The organism is Streptomyces sp. NPDC096079, assembly GCF_040303145.1.
GTDB lineage: Bacteria > Actinomycetota > Actinomycetes > Streptomycetales > Streptomycetaceae > Streptomyces.
This window is the reverse complement of record NZ_JBEOST010000005.1, coordinates 1-12,381: the sequence shown is the minus strand read 5'-3', so window position 1 is coordinate 12,381 and position 12,381 is coordinate 1. Positions and strand designations below refer to the sequence as shown.

At 72.0% G+C, this 12,381-nt stretch carries 9 protein-coding genes; 4 read left to right on the top strand and 5 right to left on the bottom strand.

Annotation, left to right across the window (positions count from 1 at the left end; genetic code table 11):
• Window positions 1–28 precede the first annotated feature (28 nt).
• Window positions 29–913: a metal-dependent hydrolase gene (locus ABTY59_RS12465; protein WP_352018886.1), complete on the top strand. Its 885-nt coding sequence runs from the start codon at window positions 29–31 to the stop codon at window positions 911–913.
• A complete protein-coding gene (locus tag ABTY59_RS12460; protein WP_352018885.1) occupies window positions 913–1,965 on the top strand; it encodes a PDR/VanB family oxidoreductase in 1,053 nt (350 codons plus the stop codon). Before ABTY59_RS12465 ends, ABTY59_RS12460 begins: the two co-directional genes overlap by 1 nt.
• On the opposite strand, the gene ABTY59_RS12455 is transcribed toward ABTY59_RS12460, so the two are convergent.
• Window positions 1,966–2,436 carry a hypothetical protein gene (locus ABTY59_RS12455; protein WP_352018884.1) on the bottom strand — a complete coding sequence of 157 codons (471 nt, stop codon included), beginning with the start codon at window positions 2,434–2,436 and terminating at the stop codon, window positions 1,966–1,968.
• A 37-nt stretch (window positions 2,437–2,473) separates the two neighbouring features.
• Here ABTY59_RS12455 and ABTY59_RS12450 point away from each other — a divergent pair, with 37 nt between their 5' ends.
• A complete protein-coding gene (locus tag ABTY59_RS12450; protein ID WP_352018883.1) occupies window positions 2,474–3,187 on the top strand; it encodes a TetR/AcrR family transcriptional regulator in 714 nt (237 codons plus the stop codon).
• Here the strand turns inward: ABTY59_RS12450 and ABTY59_RS12445 are convergent.
• Window positions 3,172–3,504 (bottom strand): 5-carboxymethyl-2-hydroxymuconate Delta-isomerase, encoded by a 333-nt coding sequence (locus ABTY59_RS12445; RefSeq protein WP_352018882.1) that lies wholly within the window; start codon window positions 3,502–3,504, stop codon window positions 3,172–3,174. The genes ABTY59_RS12450 and ABTY59_RS12445 overlap by 16 nt on opposite strands.
• A 51-nt stretch (window positions 3,505–3,555) precedes the next feature.
• Between ABTY59_RS12445 and ABTY59_RS12440 the strand changes: the two genes are divergently transcribed.
• The gene (locus tag ABTY59_RS12440) at window positions 3,556–4,068 is read left to right on the top strand and encodes a GNAT family N-acetyltransferase (protein ID WP_352018881.1); all 513 of its coding nucleotides are present in this window, start codon (window positions 3,556–3,558) and stop codon (window positions 4,066–4,068) included.
• 24 nt (window positions 4,069–4,092) lie between these two features.
• Here ABTY59_RS12440 and pulA read toward each other — a convergent pair whose 3' ends face one another.
• The 3 genes from pulA to ABTY59_RS12425 form a co-directional block, all read right to left on the bottom strand.
• Window positions 4,093–9,381 (bottom strand): pullulanase-type alpha-1,6-glucosidase, encoded by a 5,289-nt coding sequence (gene pulA, locus ABTY59_RS12435; RefSeq protein ID WP_352018880.1) that lies wholly within the window; start codon window positions 9,379–9,381, stop codon window positions 4,093–4,095.
• A gap of 69 nt (window positions 9,382–9,450) precedes the next feature.
• Entirely contained in the window at window positions 9,451–11,136 is a 1,686-nt protein-coding gene (locus ABTY59_RS12430) for a carbohydrate-binding module family 20 domain-containing protein (protein ID WP_352018879.1), read from the bottom strand.
• Window positions 11,137–11,258: 122 nt separating this feature from the next.
• Complete coding sequence (locus tag ABTY59_RS12425; protein WP_352019207.1) at window positions 11,259–12,335, bottom strand: LacI family DNA-binding transcriptional regulator; 1,077 nt, start codon at window positions 12,333–12,335, stop codon at window positions 11,259–11,261.
• Between the last annotated feature and the right edge of the window lie 46 nt (window positions 12,336–12,381).

The following is a 12,381-nucleotide window of genomic DNA, read 5'->3' as shown; positions in this document are numbered from 1 at the left end:
CTGCCTTACCCCTCAGTACATTGACGTCATGTCTAATACGCAGCCTGCACCGGTGGCGTCAGAGCACGTCGAGCTCAAGGCCCGCAAGGTCTCCTTCGACTGGGAAGAGACGCCGCTCCACTGGGTTCCGGGCGACCCCTTCACCACGCACACCATCAACGTGCTGCACCTGCTGCTGCCGGCCGGCGAGCGCTGGTTCGTCCACGTCTACAAGCAGGCGCTGCCGTACGTCACCGACGACCGGCTGCGCGAGGACGTCATCGGCTTCATCGGCCAGGAGGCCATCCACTCCCAGGCCCATGACGACGTCCTCCCGCACCTGCGGAAGCTGGGCCTCGACCCCACCCCGTACACCGCGCAGGTCGACTGGTTCTTCGAGAAGCTGCTCGGGGACCGGACCCTGCCGCCCGGGCGGCCGCGCCGGTGGTGGCTGATGGAGCGGGTCGCGCTGATCGCCGCCATCGAGCACTACACCGCCTTCCTCGGCGACTGGGTGCTCAACGCCGAGGAGCTCGACCGGGTCGGCGCCGACCCCACCATGCTGGACCTGCTGCGCTGGCACGGGGCCGAGGAGGTCGAGCACCGCGCGGTCGCCTTCGAGCTGTTCATGCACCTCGACGGCGGCTACCGGCGCCGCGCCCGCACCTGGGCGCTCGCCTTCTCCGCGCTCGTCTTCCTCTGGCAGCGGGGCATCCGCTTCTTCCTGGAGAACGATCCGAGCCTGCTCGACCCGAAGGCCTCCTTCGCGGACTTCGTCCGCAAGGGCCGGCAGGGCGTGCTGCCCTCCACCCCGGCGATGCTGCGCTCCATACCCCGCTACCTGAGCCGCGCCTACCACCCCTCCCAGGAGGGCGACACCGCGCAGGCCATGGCCTACCTGGCCACCTCGCCCGGCGCCAACGGGGGCCACTGATGCCCCGGTTCACCACCGTCGCCCTCGTCGCCGGCGCCGCGCTGCTGGTCCGGCGCGCCGTCCGCAGCCGCATGTCCACCGCGCCGCTCTGGCCCCTGCCCGCCCTCGACACACCCGTCTCCGGGTACGGGCGGGGCAGCACCGTCCCGCGCAAGGTCCGGGTCACCGGCCGCGCCACGCCCGCCGAGGGCGTCGTCGAACTGCGCCTGGAAGGTGACGGGCTGCCCGCCTGGCAGCCGGGCGCCCACCTCGACCTCGTCCTGCCCTCCGGTCTCGTCCGGCAGTACTCGCTCTGCGGCGATCCGGCCGACCCGGCCTCGTACACCGTCGCCACCCGTCTCGTCGAGGACGGGCGGGGAGGCTCGCGCGAAGTGCACGAGCAGCTCCACGAAGGCGTGGAGATCGAGATCCGGGGACCCCGCAACCGCTTCCCGCTGGTCGACTCCCCCGCGTACGTGTTCGTGGCGGGCGGCATCGGCATCACCCCGGTCCTGCCCATGCTGCGCGCGGCCGAGGCGGCGGGGGCGGACTGGCGGCTCGTGTACTGCGGGCGGAGCCGGGCCACCATGCCCTATCTGGAGGAGATCGCCCGGATCGGGGACGGCGAGCGGGTCACCGTCGTCGCCGAGGACGAGTCCGGCTTCCCCGACCTCGGCTTCCTCGGGCGGCTTCCCGTCGAGGCGGTCGTCTACTGCTGCGGGCCCGAGGGTCTGATGGACGCGGTGACCGCGGCGATGCCGGAGGGCCGGGCGCCGCGTCTGGAGCGCTTCACCGCCGCCGCGGCGACCGGGACGGCCTTCGAGGTCGAACTGCGCCGCTCCGGGCGCACGTTGACGGTGGCGGCCGACCAGTCGCTCCTCTCGGCGGTCCGCGAGGAGCTGCCGGGGATCACGTACTCCTGCCGGCAGGGTTTCTGCGGCACCTGCCGACAGCGGGTCCTGGAGGGCGAGGTCGACCACAGGGACGAGCTGCTCACCGACGACGAGCGGGACGACTCGATGCTGATCTGCGTCTCGCGCTGCGCGGGGAAGCGGCTCGTCCTCGACCTGTAGTTACGGGAGGACGAGCCAGTCCAGGGCCAGCGCGGTCAGGAGGCCTCCGACCAGGAGCCAGGTGCCGAGCCGCGTGCGGCCGTTGCGGGAGAGCTCGATCACGATCCCGCAGAGGATCATGGCGAGCCCGTACACGCCCACGACCAGGACGGACGTACGGCTCGCGAGCCGGATGACCAGCACCACGGCCAGGGCGACCAGGAGCACGGACGCGGCGGCGACGCGCAGCCGCCGCGCCTGCTTCGGGGTCATCCCGTCGGCCGGCACCTCGGGCTCCGAGGGGTCCGAGGGCTCCGCGGCGTCCGAGGTCTCCGCAGCGTCCGAGGGCTCCGCCGTGTCCGCAGGGTCCGAGGGCTCCTTCTTCCCTTCCGGGGCAGGGGAGTCGGGGGTTTCCTGGGCCTCGTCGGCCTTCCGGGGCTCGTCGGCCTCCGGGGCCTCGGCCGTCGGGGTGTCCTGGTCGGAAGCGCTCATGGGGCAGGAGCGTAACGGACGCGGTTAGGCTGTTCGTATGACGACCGGGGTACGCCGCAGGATGGGCGTCGAGGAGCGCAAGCGGCAGTTGATCGGGGTGGCCCTCGAACTCTTCAGCCACCGCTCTCCCGACGAGGTGTCCATCGACGAGATCGCCGCGGCCGCGGGCATCTCCCGACCGCTGGTCTACCACTACTTCCCCGGCAAGCAGAGCCTCTACGAGGCGGCGCTGCGGCGGGCGGCCGACGAACTGGCCGCCCGGTTCGTGGAGCCTCCGCGGGGACCGCTCGGGGCCCGGCTGCTGCGGGTGATGGGCCGGTTCTTCGACTTCGTGGACGAGCACGGGCCGGGCTTCGCGGCGCTGATGCGCGGCGGTCCCGCGGTGGGCTCGTCCACGACGAACGCGATGATCGACGAGGTGCGGCAGGCCGCGTACGAGCAGATCCTGGCGCATCTGGAGGTCGAGGAGCCCTCCGCGCGGCTCGAACTCGTCGTCCGTTCCTGGGTGTCGCTCGCCGAGTCGACGGCCCTGCTCTGGCTGGACGGGCGCCGGATCCCGCGCGCGGAGCTGGAGCTCCAGCTCGTGCACGACTTCGCGGCGCTGGCCGCGGTGAGCGCCGCCTACGACCCGGACATGGCCGGGATCCTCGTACGGATCCTCGCGGACGAGCCGGCCGACGGACCCTTCGGGGACCTGGTGGCCCGGCTCACGGCGCTCGCGCCCCGCGTGCCCGATCAGCGCTTGCGGTAGGACACGTCGAGGTCGCGGATCTCGACGGAGAGGCGGACGCCGTCCGTCGCCTTGAGGTGGGCGGGCAGCAGATCGAGGACGGCCTCGGCGAGGCGGGCCTTGGCCTCCTCCGTACGGCCCGGCAGCAGGGCGATCTCCACGTGCACGATCACCTCGTCGGCCGCCCCGTCGCCGACGACCAGCTCCTCGACCTCCCGGAACCGGGTCTTGCAGGCGTCGAGCGAGGCGTCGACCGTCTTCACGACGAGCGGGTGCAGGGCGCGCGCGAAGCCGCGCCGGTCGAGCGGCGCGGAGTAGTCGACGGTGATCTGCGGCATGGGGTCTCTCCCGGGGGACGGATGTCTGGCCACACCCTTACGGTGATCACCATGACGGCACAAGTGACCTTCCGGCAGGCGGACGAACGCGATCTCGACCTTCTGGTGGAGTTGTTCGACGGGGTGGCGCGCTGGATGGTGCGCGGCGGGATCGACCAGTGGAAGCCGGGGGCCCGCGGCGCCGGGCACTTCCGCGCGCGGATCGCCGAGGGCGAGGTGTGGCTCGCCGCGCACGAGGGGCGGACCGTGGGGGCGTACGAGCTGTGGTGGGAGGACCGGGACGTCTGGGGGCCGCAGCCGCCGGTGGCCGGGTACGTGCACCGGCTGATGACCGACCGGGAGGCCGCGCCGGCGGGTGCGGGGCGGGCGCTGCTCGCGCACGCGGAGGAGCGGATCGCGGCCTCGGGCCGGACGCTGGCCCGGCTGGACTGCGAGGCGCGCAACCCGGTCCTGGGGATGTACTACGAGGGGGCCGGGTACGCGGACGCCGCCCCGCGCCTGGAGAAGGTGGGGGCGGACGGCCGCGTGTACGCGGTGCGGCTGATGGAGAAGGCCCTGGCGTGACGGTCGTCGCGCCAGGGCCTCCGGTCAGTTCGCCTTGAAGACCGCCACCGTCCGGGCCGGGACCGTGAAGGTGCCCGTGGCCCTGTCGTACGCGGAGGACTTCACCACCTGGTCGGAGCCGGCGGCCTGGACCGGGTGGAGGGCGTAGCCCTTCCCGGCCGGGTCGCCGACCTTCTGGGTGGTGGCGCCCGGGGTCGCGTTGAGGACGACGACCAGGTCGCCGAGGCGCATGGTGATCACGCCCGGGGTCTCGTCGCGGCCGGAGAGCGGGAAGGCCAGGGCCTCCTGGACCCGGTCCGCGGTGGCGAGGGAGAACACCGGCTCGGTCGTACGGATCCTCTGCAGGTCCCGGTAGGCGGCGGAGGCGCCGTCGATCGGGTCGCAGCCGACGGTCAGGGCCGGGTTCGCCAGGAGCGGCTTGCCGTAGGCCCACTTCGCCTTGTTGTCGGCCGCCGGCGGCAGTCCTCGGCCGAAGCCGTTGCCGTCGCGGCAGTCCCAGTGGATCGCGTTGTACCAGTCGCCGCTGTCGAAGGAGTTGCGGTCCAGGGACTTGGAGCGGAGCAGGTCGGAGCCCGCCTGGGAGAGCGCCGGGCCCTGCGAGAGGGTGGCGGTGGCCATGGCGAGGACCTGCATGCGGGCGCGGTCGGCCGGGGTGGTGTCCGCCGGGAGCTTGAAGGCGAGCGCGTCGTACAGGGACTCGTTGTCGTGGGCGTCGGCGTAGGCGAGGGCGTCGCCGGGGGCGGCGGCGTACCCGGCGGGGGCGCCGTTGTAGTCGACCTGGCTGCCCTTGACGGTGCGGCCCGAGGTGTCGGTGAAGGTGTAGTCGGCGAGGTTGCCGGTGAGGCCGACCTTGATGAGGTCCTGGTAGTGGAGGAGACGGGCCTTCTGCTGCTCGGGGCTGCCGTTGGCGGCGGAGGCGTTGGGGTCGGTGTAGAGGCCGGAGGCGAAGCCCTGGACGCCGGGGTCCTCGTCGAAGGGGCCGCCGCCGCGGACGGCGTCACGGGCCCGGTCGGAGAAGGTCGCGATGCCGGTGCCGGCCATGTTCTTCTGGGTGGCCTGGACGAAGCGGGCGTCGTCGGCGACCTCGCCGAAGTTCCAGCCCTCTCCGTAGAGGACGATGGCCTTGCCGTCGACGCCGTCCTTCGCGACGGTCAGCTCGTCCAGGGCCGTGCGCACGGCCAGGATGTTGGCCTTGGGGTGGTGGCCCATGAGGTCGAAGCGGAAGCCGTCGACCTTGTACTCCTTGGCCCAGGTGACGACCGAGTCGACGACGAGCTTGCCCATCATGGCGTTCTCGGGCGCGGTGTTGGCGCAGCAGGTGGAGGTGGCGACGGTGCCGTCGGCCTGGAGGCGCTGGTAGTAGCCGGGCACGATCCTGTCGAGGACGGACTTGTCGGCCTGTCCGGCCGCCACGGTGTGGTTGTAGACGACGTCCATGACGGTGCGCAGTCCGTCGCCGTTGAGGGCCTGGACCATCTGCCGGAACTCGACCGTGCGGCGGGTGCCTTCGGGGTCGGTGGCGTAGGAGCCCTCGGGGACGGTGTAGTGGAGGGGGTCGTAGCCCCAGTTGTAGGCGTCCTTCGCCGCGGCGGCGGCGACGCAGGCCTGCTGCTCCTCGGAGTCGGGGGCGTAGACCGACAGGTCGCAGGCGGGGGCGGTCTGCGCGGACTTCTTCTCGGGGATGGTGCCGATGTCGAAGGCCGGGAGCAGGTGGACGTAGGAGGTGCCGGACGCGGCGAGTGCCTTGAGGTGCTGTGAGCCCTTGCTGTCCTTGTCGGTGAAGGCGAGGTAGGTGCCCCGGTGGTCGGCCTTCGCCGTGGGGTCGGCGACGGAGAAGTCGCGGATGTGGAGTTCCTGGATCTGGGCGTCCCGCAGCGGCACGGCGGCGGGCTTCCGCAGGGTCTTCCAGCCGGCGGGGGCGAGCTTCGGGTCGGTGAGGTCGACGACGAGGCTGCGGGCGGAGTCGGTGGTGAGGGCGGTGGAGTAGGGGTCGGTGACCCGGTTCTCGACGATCTTCCGGACGGTGGGGGCCCAGACCTTCACGACGTACCGGTAGGGCTTGCCCGCCCAGCTGCGGGGGCCGGTGACGGACCAGACGCCGGAGGCGTCGTCGCGCCGCATGGGCACGGTCCTCCCGTCGAGTTCGAGGGCGACGGTCCGGGCGGTGGGGGCCCAGAGGGAGAGGGTGGGGCGGCCGTCGCGGAAGACCGGGCCGAGGTCGGCCCGGGTGGCCTTCGCCGCGTAGAGGTCGTCGAGGACGCCGGCGGTCTGGACGCCGGTGGCGGCGAGCAGGGCGCCGTTGGCGGCGCGCTGGGTGGCGATCAGCTGGCCGCGCAGGGAGTCGCGGACGCGGTCCGTGTCGCGGGGGTCGACGGTGAAGGCCGGGTAGTCCTTGAGGTGGGGGTACTTCGCCTTCTGGGCGTCGCTGAGCGCGGACGGGGTGAGGCGGAGCCACCGGCCCTCGGTGTTCAGGGCGCCGTCGGTGACCGTGATCCCTCCGTCCGCGGCGTACACCAGCTGCTGGCTGGTGGCGTCGGTGGTCTTCACCTTCCAGACGACGGTGTTCCGGTCGATCCACTGGGCCTCGGCCTTGCCGAGGTCGAGGTTCGGGGCGCCGCCGACGGTGGGGAGGAGGTACTTCGGCTGTCCGCCGAGGAGCCAGACCTCGTGGCCGTAGGTGGCGAGGTCGAGGGACTGGTCGGTGGGCAGGTCCTTCTCGTCGCCCTTGTGGAGGATGTACGAGAGGGAGCTCGCGCCCGCGGCCAGCGGGACCTCGTAGACGGCGCCGTAGGCGTCGACGCGGGCCGGCAGGAGGGGCTTGGACCAGTCGGTGGGCTGGGCGGCGCCGGTCCAGGTGTGGAGGCCCCAGCCGTCGTAGTTCCCGTCGTCCCTCTTGTAGTGGAGGACGGCCTTCGTCGTGTCCGGGGTGGCGGGGGCCGGGTCGGTGTCGGACTGGCCGTCGGCGCCCTGCGTGATCCAGACCTCGCCGGTGCGGCCGAGGTTGATGCTGCGCTGCGGGCCGTCGGCGGTGCCCGCCTTCTCGACGGTGTACGTGACGGTGGAGGCGCCTTCGGGGACCTTGACCCAGGCGAAGGCGCCGTGGGCGTCGCGTCCGGTGAAGGCGGCTTCCTGGCCCGCGGCCTCCAGGGTCCAGCCGTCGTAGTTCCCGTCCTCGCGCCGGTAGTGGACGACGGCGTACGGGCGCTCGACGGCGACGGGCTTCTCGGGGGCCGCCGGTGCGCCGGCCGTGGTGGCGGCGAGGGCGCTCGCGGTGCGGCCCGCGGTGTCGACGACGACGGCCTTGTAGCGCAGGGCGGTGCCGGCGGGGGCGGTGACGTGCTGGGTGACCTTGTACGGGGCGTGGTCGGCGGTGCCGAGGGTCTGCCAGGGGCCGTTCCCGACCTGGGCGGCGAAGACGACGCGGTCGAGGCCGCCGCCGGTGACGTCGGCGGAGAGCTCGACGGTGCCGGTGGAGCCGGCGGCCGGGGCCTTCAGGGAGAGGGTGGGCCTCGTCGCGGGGGCGGGCAGCGGGGCGGCGGCCTTCAGGACGAGGGAGGAGAGGGCCGGGACGGTGACGGTGACCTTGCCCCGGGAGGCCGTGACGGCGCCCTGACCCCCGTACAGGGCACGGAAGTCGGCGGAGTCGACGGGGACGGTGACGGTCTTCGGCGTGGTGGCGCCGTTGACGGCGACGAGGTATTCGGTGCGCTGCTTCGGGTCGGTGCGGGTGAAGGCGTAGACGGAGCCTTCGGCGTACCGTTCCTGCTGGACGCCGTCGCGCAGGGCGGGGTTCTCCCGGGTGAGCCGGGAGAGGGCGGCGATCGAGCGGTACAGCGGGTGCGTGGTGTCGTACGCGTCGGTGGCGTGGGTGCGGTCGGTGCCGAGCTGGTCGTCGTCGAGGTAGTCGGCGGTCTTCGAGGCGAAGAGGGTCTGGCGGGCGTCCTTGTCGCCGCCGGGGCCGGTGAAGCCCTGCTCGTCGCCGTAGTAGACCACCGGGTTGCCCCGGGAGAGGAACATCAGCTCGTTGGCGAGGCGGTCGCGGCGGACGAGCTCCTCGTCGGAGGCGTTCGGGTTGTCCTGCTTCAGGAAGGTGCCGATGCGGCCCATGTCGTGGTTGCCGAGGAAGGTCACCTGCTCGTAGGCGTTGGCCTTGTCGGTGGTGTACCGGTAGTCCTCGGCGAAGACCTTGGCGAGGCGGTCGGCTCCGGCGCCCTGGGAGGCGAAGGCGCGGGCGGCGTCCTGCAAGGGGAAGTCGAGGGTGGCGTCGAGCCGCCCCCGGGTGACGTACGGGGAGGTGACGGCGGTGTCGGCGGAGTACACCTCGCCGAACATGAAGAAGTCCTCGCGGCCCCGCTTCTTCGCGTATGCGTCGAGGGCGGTGGCCCACTGGGTCCAGAAGTCAAGGTCGACGTGCTTGACGGTGTCGATGCGGAACCCGTCGATGTCGAAGTCCCGGACCCACTTCTCGTAGATCCTCTTCATGCCCTCGACGACCTCGGGGCGCTCGGTCCACAGGTCGTCGAGTCCGACGAAGTCGCCGTATTCGGCGGACTCCCCGGCCCAGGTGGAGTCGCCGCGGTTGTGGTACATCGTCGGGTCGTTCAGCCAGGACGGGACCTTTCCGCCGGTCGTCGTCGGCGTGTACGGGAAGGAGTCCGCGTCCACCTTCCCGACCTTCGTCCGGTCGTCGAAGGGGCGGCCGTCCTCGTCGAGGTACGGGTAGGCGCCCTTGGGGCGGTAGCCGTACTTCTTCTCCGCGTAGTCGACGGTGTCGGCGGTGTGGTTGGTGATGACGTCGAAGAAGACCTTCATGCCCTTGGCGTGGGCGGCGGCGATCAGCCTCTCCAGGTCCTCGTTGGTCCCGAAGTGCGGGTCGACCTGGGTGAAGTCGGTGATCCAGTAGCCGTGGTAGCCGGCGGAGGCGTCCTTGCCGGTGCCCTGCACGGGCCGGTTCTTGAAGATCGGCGCCATCCAGATCGCGGTGGTGCCGAGGCCCTTGATGTAGTCGAGGCGCCGGGTCAGGCCCTTGAGGTCGCCGCCCTGGTAGAAGCCCTTGTCGGTGGGGTCGAAGCCGGTCCGGGTGCGGCTGCCGGTGAGCCCGCCGCGGTCGTTGGAGGTGTCGCCGTTGGCGAACCGGTCGGGCAGGACGAAGTAGAACTGCTCGCGGGTGAGGTCCTGGCGTGCGGGCTGCGCGGCGAGGGCCCGGTCGGAGGGCGGCGCGGGCGGCCGGGGCGCGGCCGTCGCGGGGACGGCCGGCACGAGGGCGGCGCACAGCGCGGCGGCCAGCGCGACCGCCGTTCTCTTGCGTATCACGGGGGGTGCTCCCTGGAGGTACGGGAAGAGAGGGCCGCCCCGGCGGGGCGGCCCTTGCGTGGGGGAGGCTCAGTTGCGGAAGGTGTCGTTCAGGACGGTCCGGCCCGAGGCGGGGACGGTCGCGGTGCGGTTGGCGCCGGACTCCCAGGTGACGTTCCCGGCGGCGTCCTTGCGGACGTACTTGTACTCGAAGGCCGTTCCGGCGGGCAGGTTCACCGTCAGCTTCCACACGGGGTACGAGGCCGGGTCGAGCTTGAGGGCGGCGGCCGGGGCCCAGTTGCCGAGTTCGGCGCGGTTGCCGGTGACGTAGATGTTCTGGCCGGTGACCGTGGTGGCGTCGACGTTGAAGGAGGCGCCGGCGGTGACCGGCTGGGAGCCGCAGCTCATGGCCCCGGTGTGCAGGGCCAGCGCGGTGTTCGCGGCGAGGGTGGCCGTGAACTGTCCGGCGGAGTTCACCGTGACGGCGGTGTTCGACTGCACGTCGCAGTAGGTGCCGGCGGCGAGGGAGGTCTGGAAGGTGCGGGTGAGGGCCGAGGACTCGTGGTTGACGGCCACGTAGGCCTTGGAGCCGCGGCCGAACGCGATCGCGTTGCCGCCGTTGTCCCACCAGTTCGTGACGGCCTGCCCGCGGGCGGTGTTGCGGAAGGCCACCATGGAGGAGATCTCGCGCCAGGCGTGCTGGCACTTCCAGCCGTCGCTGTAACAGGCGTTCACCTGGCCGCCGTTGGGCGGGCCCGCGTCCTTGTCGGTCCACTCGTAGCCGGAGTGGACGTCCGGGGATCCGTAGGGCCAGGCGAGCATGAAGACGGAGGCGAGGGTGTAGTTCGCGCCGTCCTTGTAGGAGAGGGTGTCGCCGCCGCGCTCGGTGTCGTGGTTGTCGACGAAGACGCCGGCCTGGCCGGAGGGCATGTAGCCCCAGGCCTCGCCGAAGTTCTTGAGGTAGGCGAGCTTCTCGTTCTGCAGGACGCGCTTGAGGTCGCGGGCGTAGCGGAACTCCTGGACGTCGCCGTTGCCGAGGTACTCGCTCGGGGAGACGGCCTCGCCGGCGCCGTAGATGGCCTCCTGCTTCCAGAAGACGTTCGGGTTCGTCAGCCGGGACTTGATGTTCGCGAGGTCGGCGGCCGGCATGTGCTTGGCGGCGTCGATGCGGAAGCCGTCGACGCCGAGCGAGGCCAGGTCGTTGAGGTAGCCGGCTATCTTCCCGCGGACGTAGTCCTCGCCGGTGTCGAGGTCGGGGAGCTGGACCAGTTCGCAGTTCTGGACGTTGGCGCGGTCCTGGTAGTTGGAGATGGAGGACCGGCAGTCGTCCATGTCGGCGCCCGAGTAGAGGCCGGGGTAGTCGTACTTGGAGAACGGGGTCCCGCCCGTTCCCGTGCCCGATCCGTTCGCCATGTGGTTGACGACGGAGTCGGCGACGACCTTGACGCCCGCCGCGTGACAGGTGTCGATCATGCTCTTGAAGGCGGTGCGGTCGCCGAGGCGTCCGGCGATCTTGTAGCTGACCGGCTGGTACGAGGTCCACCACTGGCCGCCCTGGAGGTGCTCCTGGGGCGGGGAGACCTGGACGTATCCGTATCCGGCGGGGCCGAGGCGCTCGGTGCACTCCCGGGCGATCGAGGCGAAGTTCCATTCGAACATCACCGCGGTGACGTCCTTCTCGCCGGGCGGGGCGGCCTGCGCGGGGGCGTTGCCCGTGACGGCCACAGCGGCTCCCGCCACGAGGGCGAGTGCAGCGGCCACGGTCTTTCTGGCCATGTTTCCTCCTGCCGACTTCACTGTCGCAAGAAGTTGCCGAAAATGTCAGCAACTGTTTTCAGCCGTGACCGTACGAGTGCCCCGGCGCCCGGTCAACCCTCCGGACGCCCCGACGCAACTTGTTACGAAAGGACTTGCGAGAGCCGGCCGGGCGGCTGCGCCGTGGAACCGCGCACCACCAGCTCCGGCTGGAAGACGAACTCCGTGCGCTGGACCGGGTTCCCCTCGATCTCCTCCAGGAGCGCCCCGACGGCCGCCGTCGCCATGGCCTGCACGGGCTGGCGGACGGTGGAGAGCGGCGGGCTGGTGAAGGCGATGAGCGGGGAGTCGTCGAAGCCGACGACGGAGACGTCGCCCGGCACGTCGAGGCCGTGGGCGCGGACCGCGCGGATCACGCCGAGCGCCATCAGGTCGGAGCCGCAGACGATGCCGGTGCAGCCCTCGCGGAGCAGGATCTCGGCGGCGGCGTGCCCGCCCTCCACGCCGAAGAGCGTGGGCCTGATGAACCGTTCGGCCTCGGCGCGTTCGACGCCGAGGAGCTCGTACAGCTCGGCGGTGAAGCCCTCGGCCTTGCGGCGCGAGGGGACGTACCGGGTGGGGCCGATGGCGAGGCCGATCCGCTCGTGGCCCAGCTCGACCAGGTGCCGGACGGCCATGCGGGCCGCGGCGCGGTCGTCCGGGGAGACGAAGTTGGCGTCGATGTGCTCGTTGTAGCCGTTGATGAGGACGTACGGGACGCCCCGCTCGGTCAGCCGTGCGTAGCGCGCGGGGTCGGCGGAGGCGTCCGCGTGCAGCCCGGAGAGGAACACGATGCCGGCCACCCCGCGCTCCACGAGCTGCTCGACGAGCTCGTCCTCGGTGGCGCCGCCGGGCATCTGGGTGCAGAGCACCGGGGTGTAGCCGTGCCCCGCGAGGACCTGCTCGACGACCTGCGCGAAGGCCGGGAAGATCGGGTTGGTGAGCTCGGGCACGACGAGCCCGACGAGGCCCGCGCTGCGGCGTCTGAGCCGTACGGGACGCTCGTACCCGAGCACGTCGAGGGCCGCGAGCACCTTGTGCCGGGTCGCGCCGGCCACCCCCGCCTTGCCGTTGAGGACCCGGCTGACGGTGGCCTCGCTGACCCCGGACTGGGCCGCGATGTCCGCGAGCCGCGGGGCGCCGTTCCCGGCGCCCGCGGCCGCCCCGCCCCCCCCCGACACCCCGCCGAAGCCGGGCAGTCCGGAGAGCACGGAGGCGTACGGCAAG

Excerpts from the sequence above, each read along its gene's own strand:
- ABTY59_RS12430 (WP_352018879.1), bottom strand. The coding sequence starts at position 11,136 with ATGGCCAGAAAGACCGTGGCCGCTGCACTCGCCCTCGTGGCGGGAGCC.
- ABTY59_RS12450 (WP_352018883.1), top strand. The coding sequence starts at position 2,474 with ATGACGACCGGGGTACGCCGCAGGATGGGCGTCGAGGAGCGCAAGCGG.
- ABTY59_RS12445 (WP_352018882.1), bottom strand. The coding sequence starts at position 3,504 with ATGCCGCAGATCACCGTCGACTACTCCGCGCCGCTCGACCGGCGCGGC.
- ABTY59_RS12455 (WP_352018884.1), bottom strand. The coding sequence starts at position 2,436 with ATGAGCGCTTCCGACCAGGACACCCCGACGGCCGAGGCCCCGGAGGCC.
- ABTY59_RS12460 (WP_352018885.1), top strand. The coding sequence starts at position 913 with ATGCCCCGGTTCACCACCGTCGCCCTCGTCGCCGGCGCCGCGCTGCTG.
- ABTY59_RS12465 (WP_352018886.1), top strand. The coding sequence starts at position 29 with ATGTCTAATACGCAGCCTGCACCGGTGGCGTCAGAGCACGTCGAGCTC.
- ABTY59_RS12440 (WP_352018881.1), top strand. The coding sequence starts at position 3,556 with ATGACGGCACAAGTGACCTTCCGGCAGGCGGACGAACGCGATCTCGAC.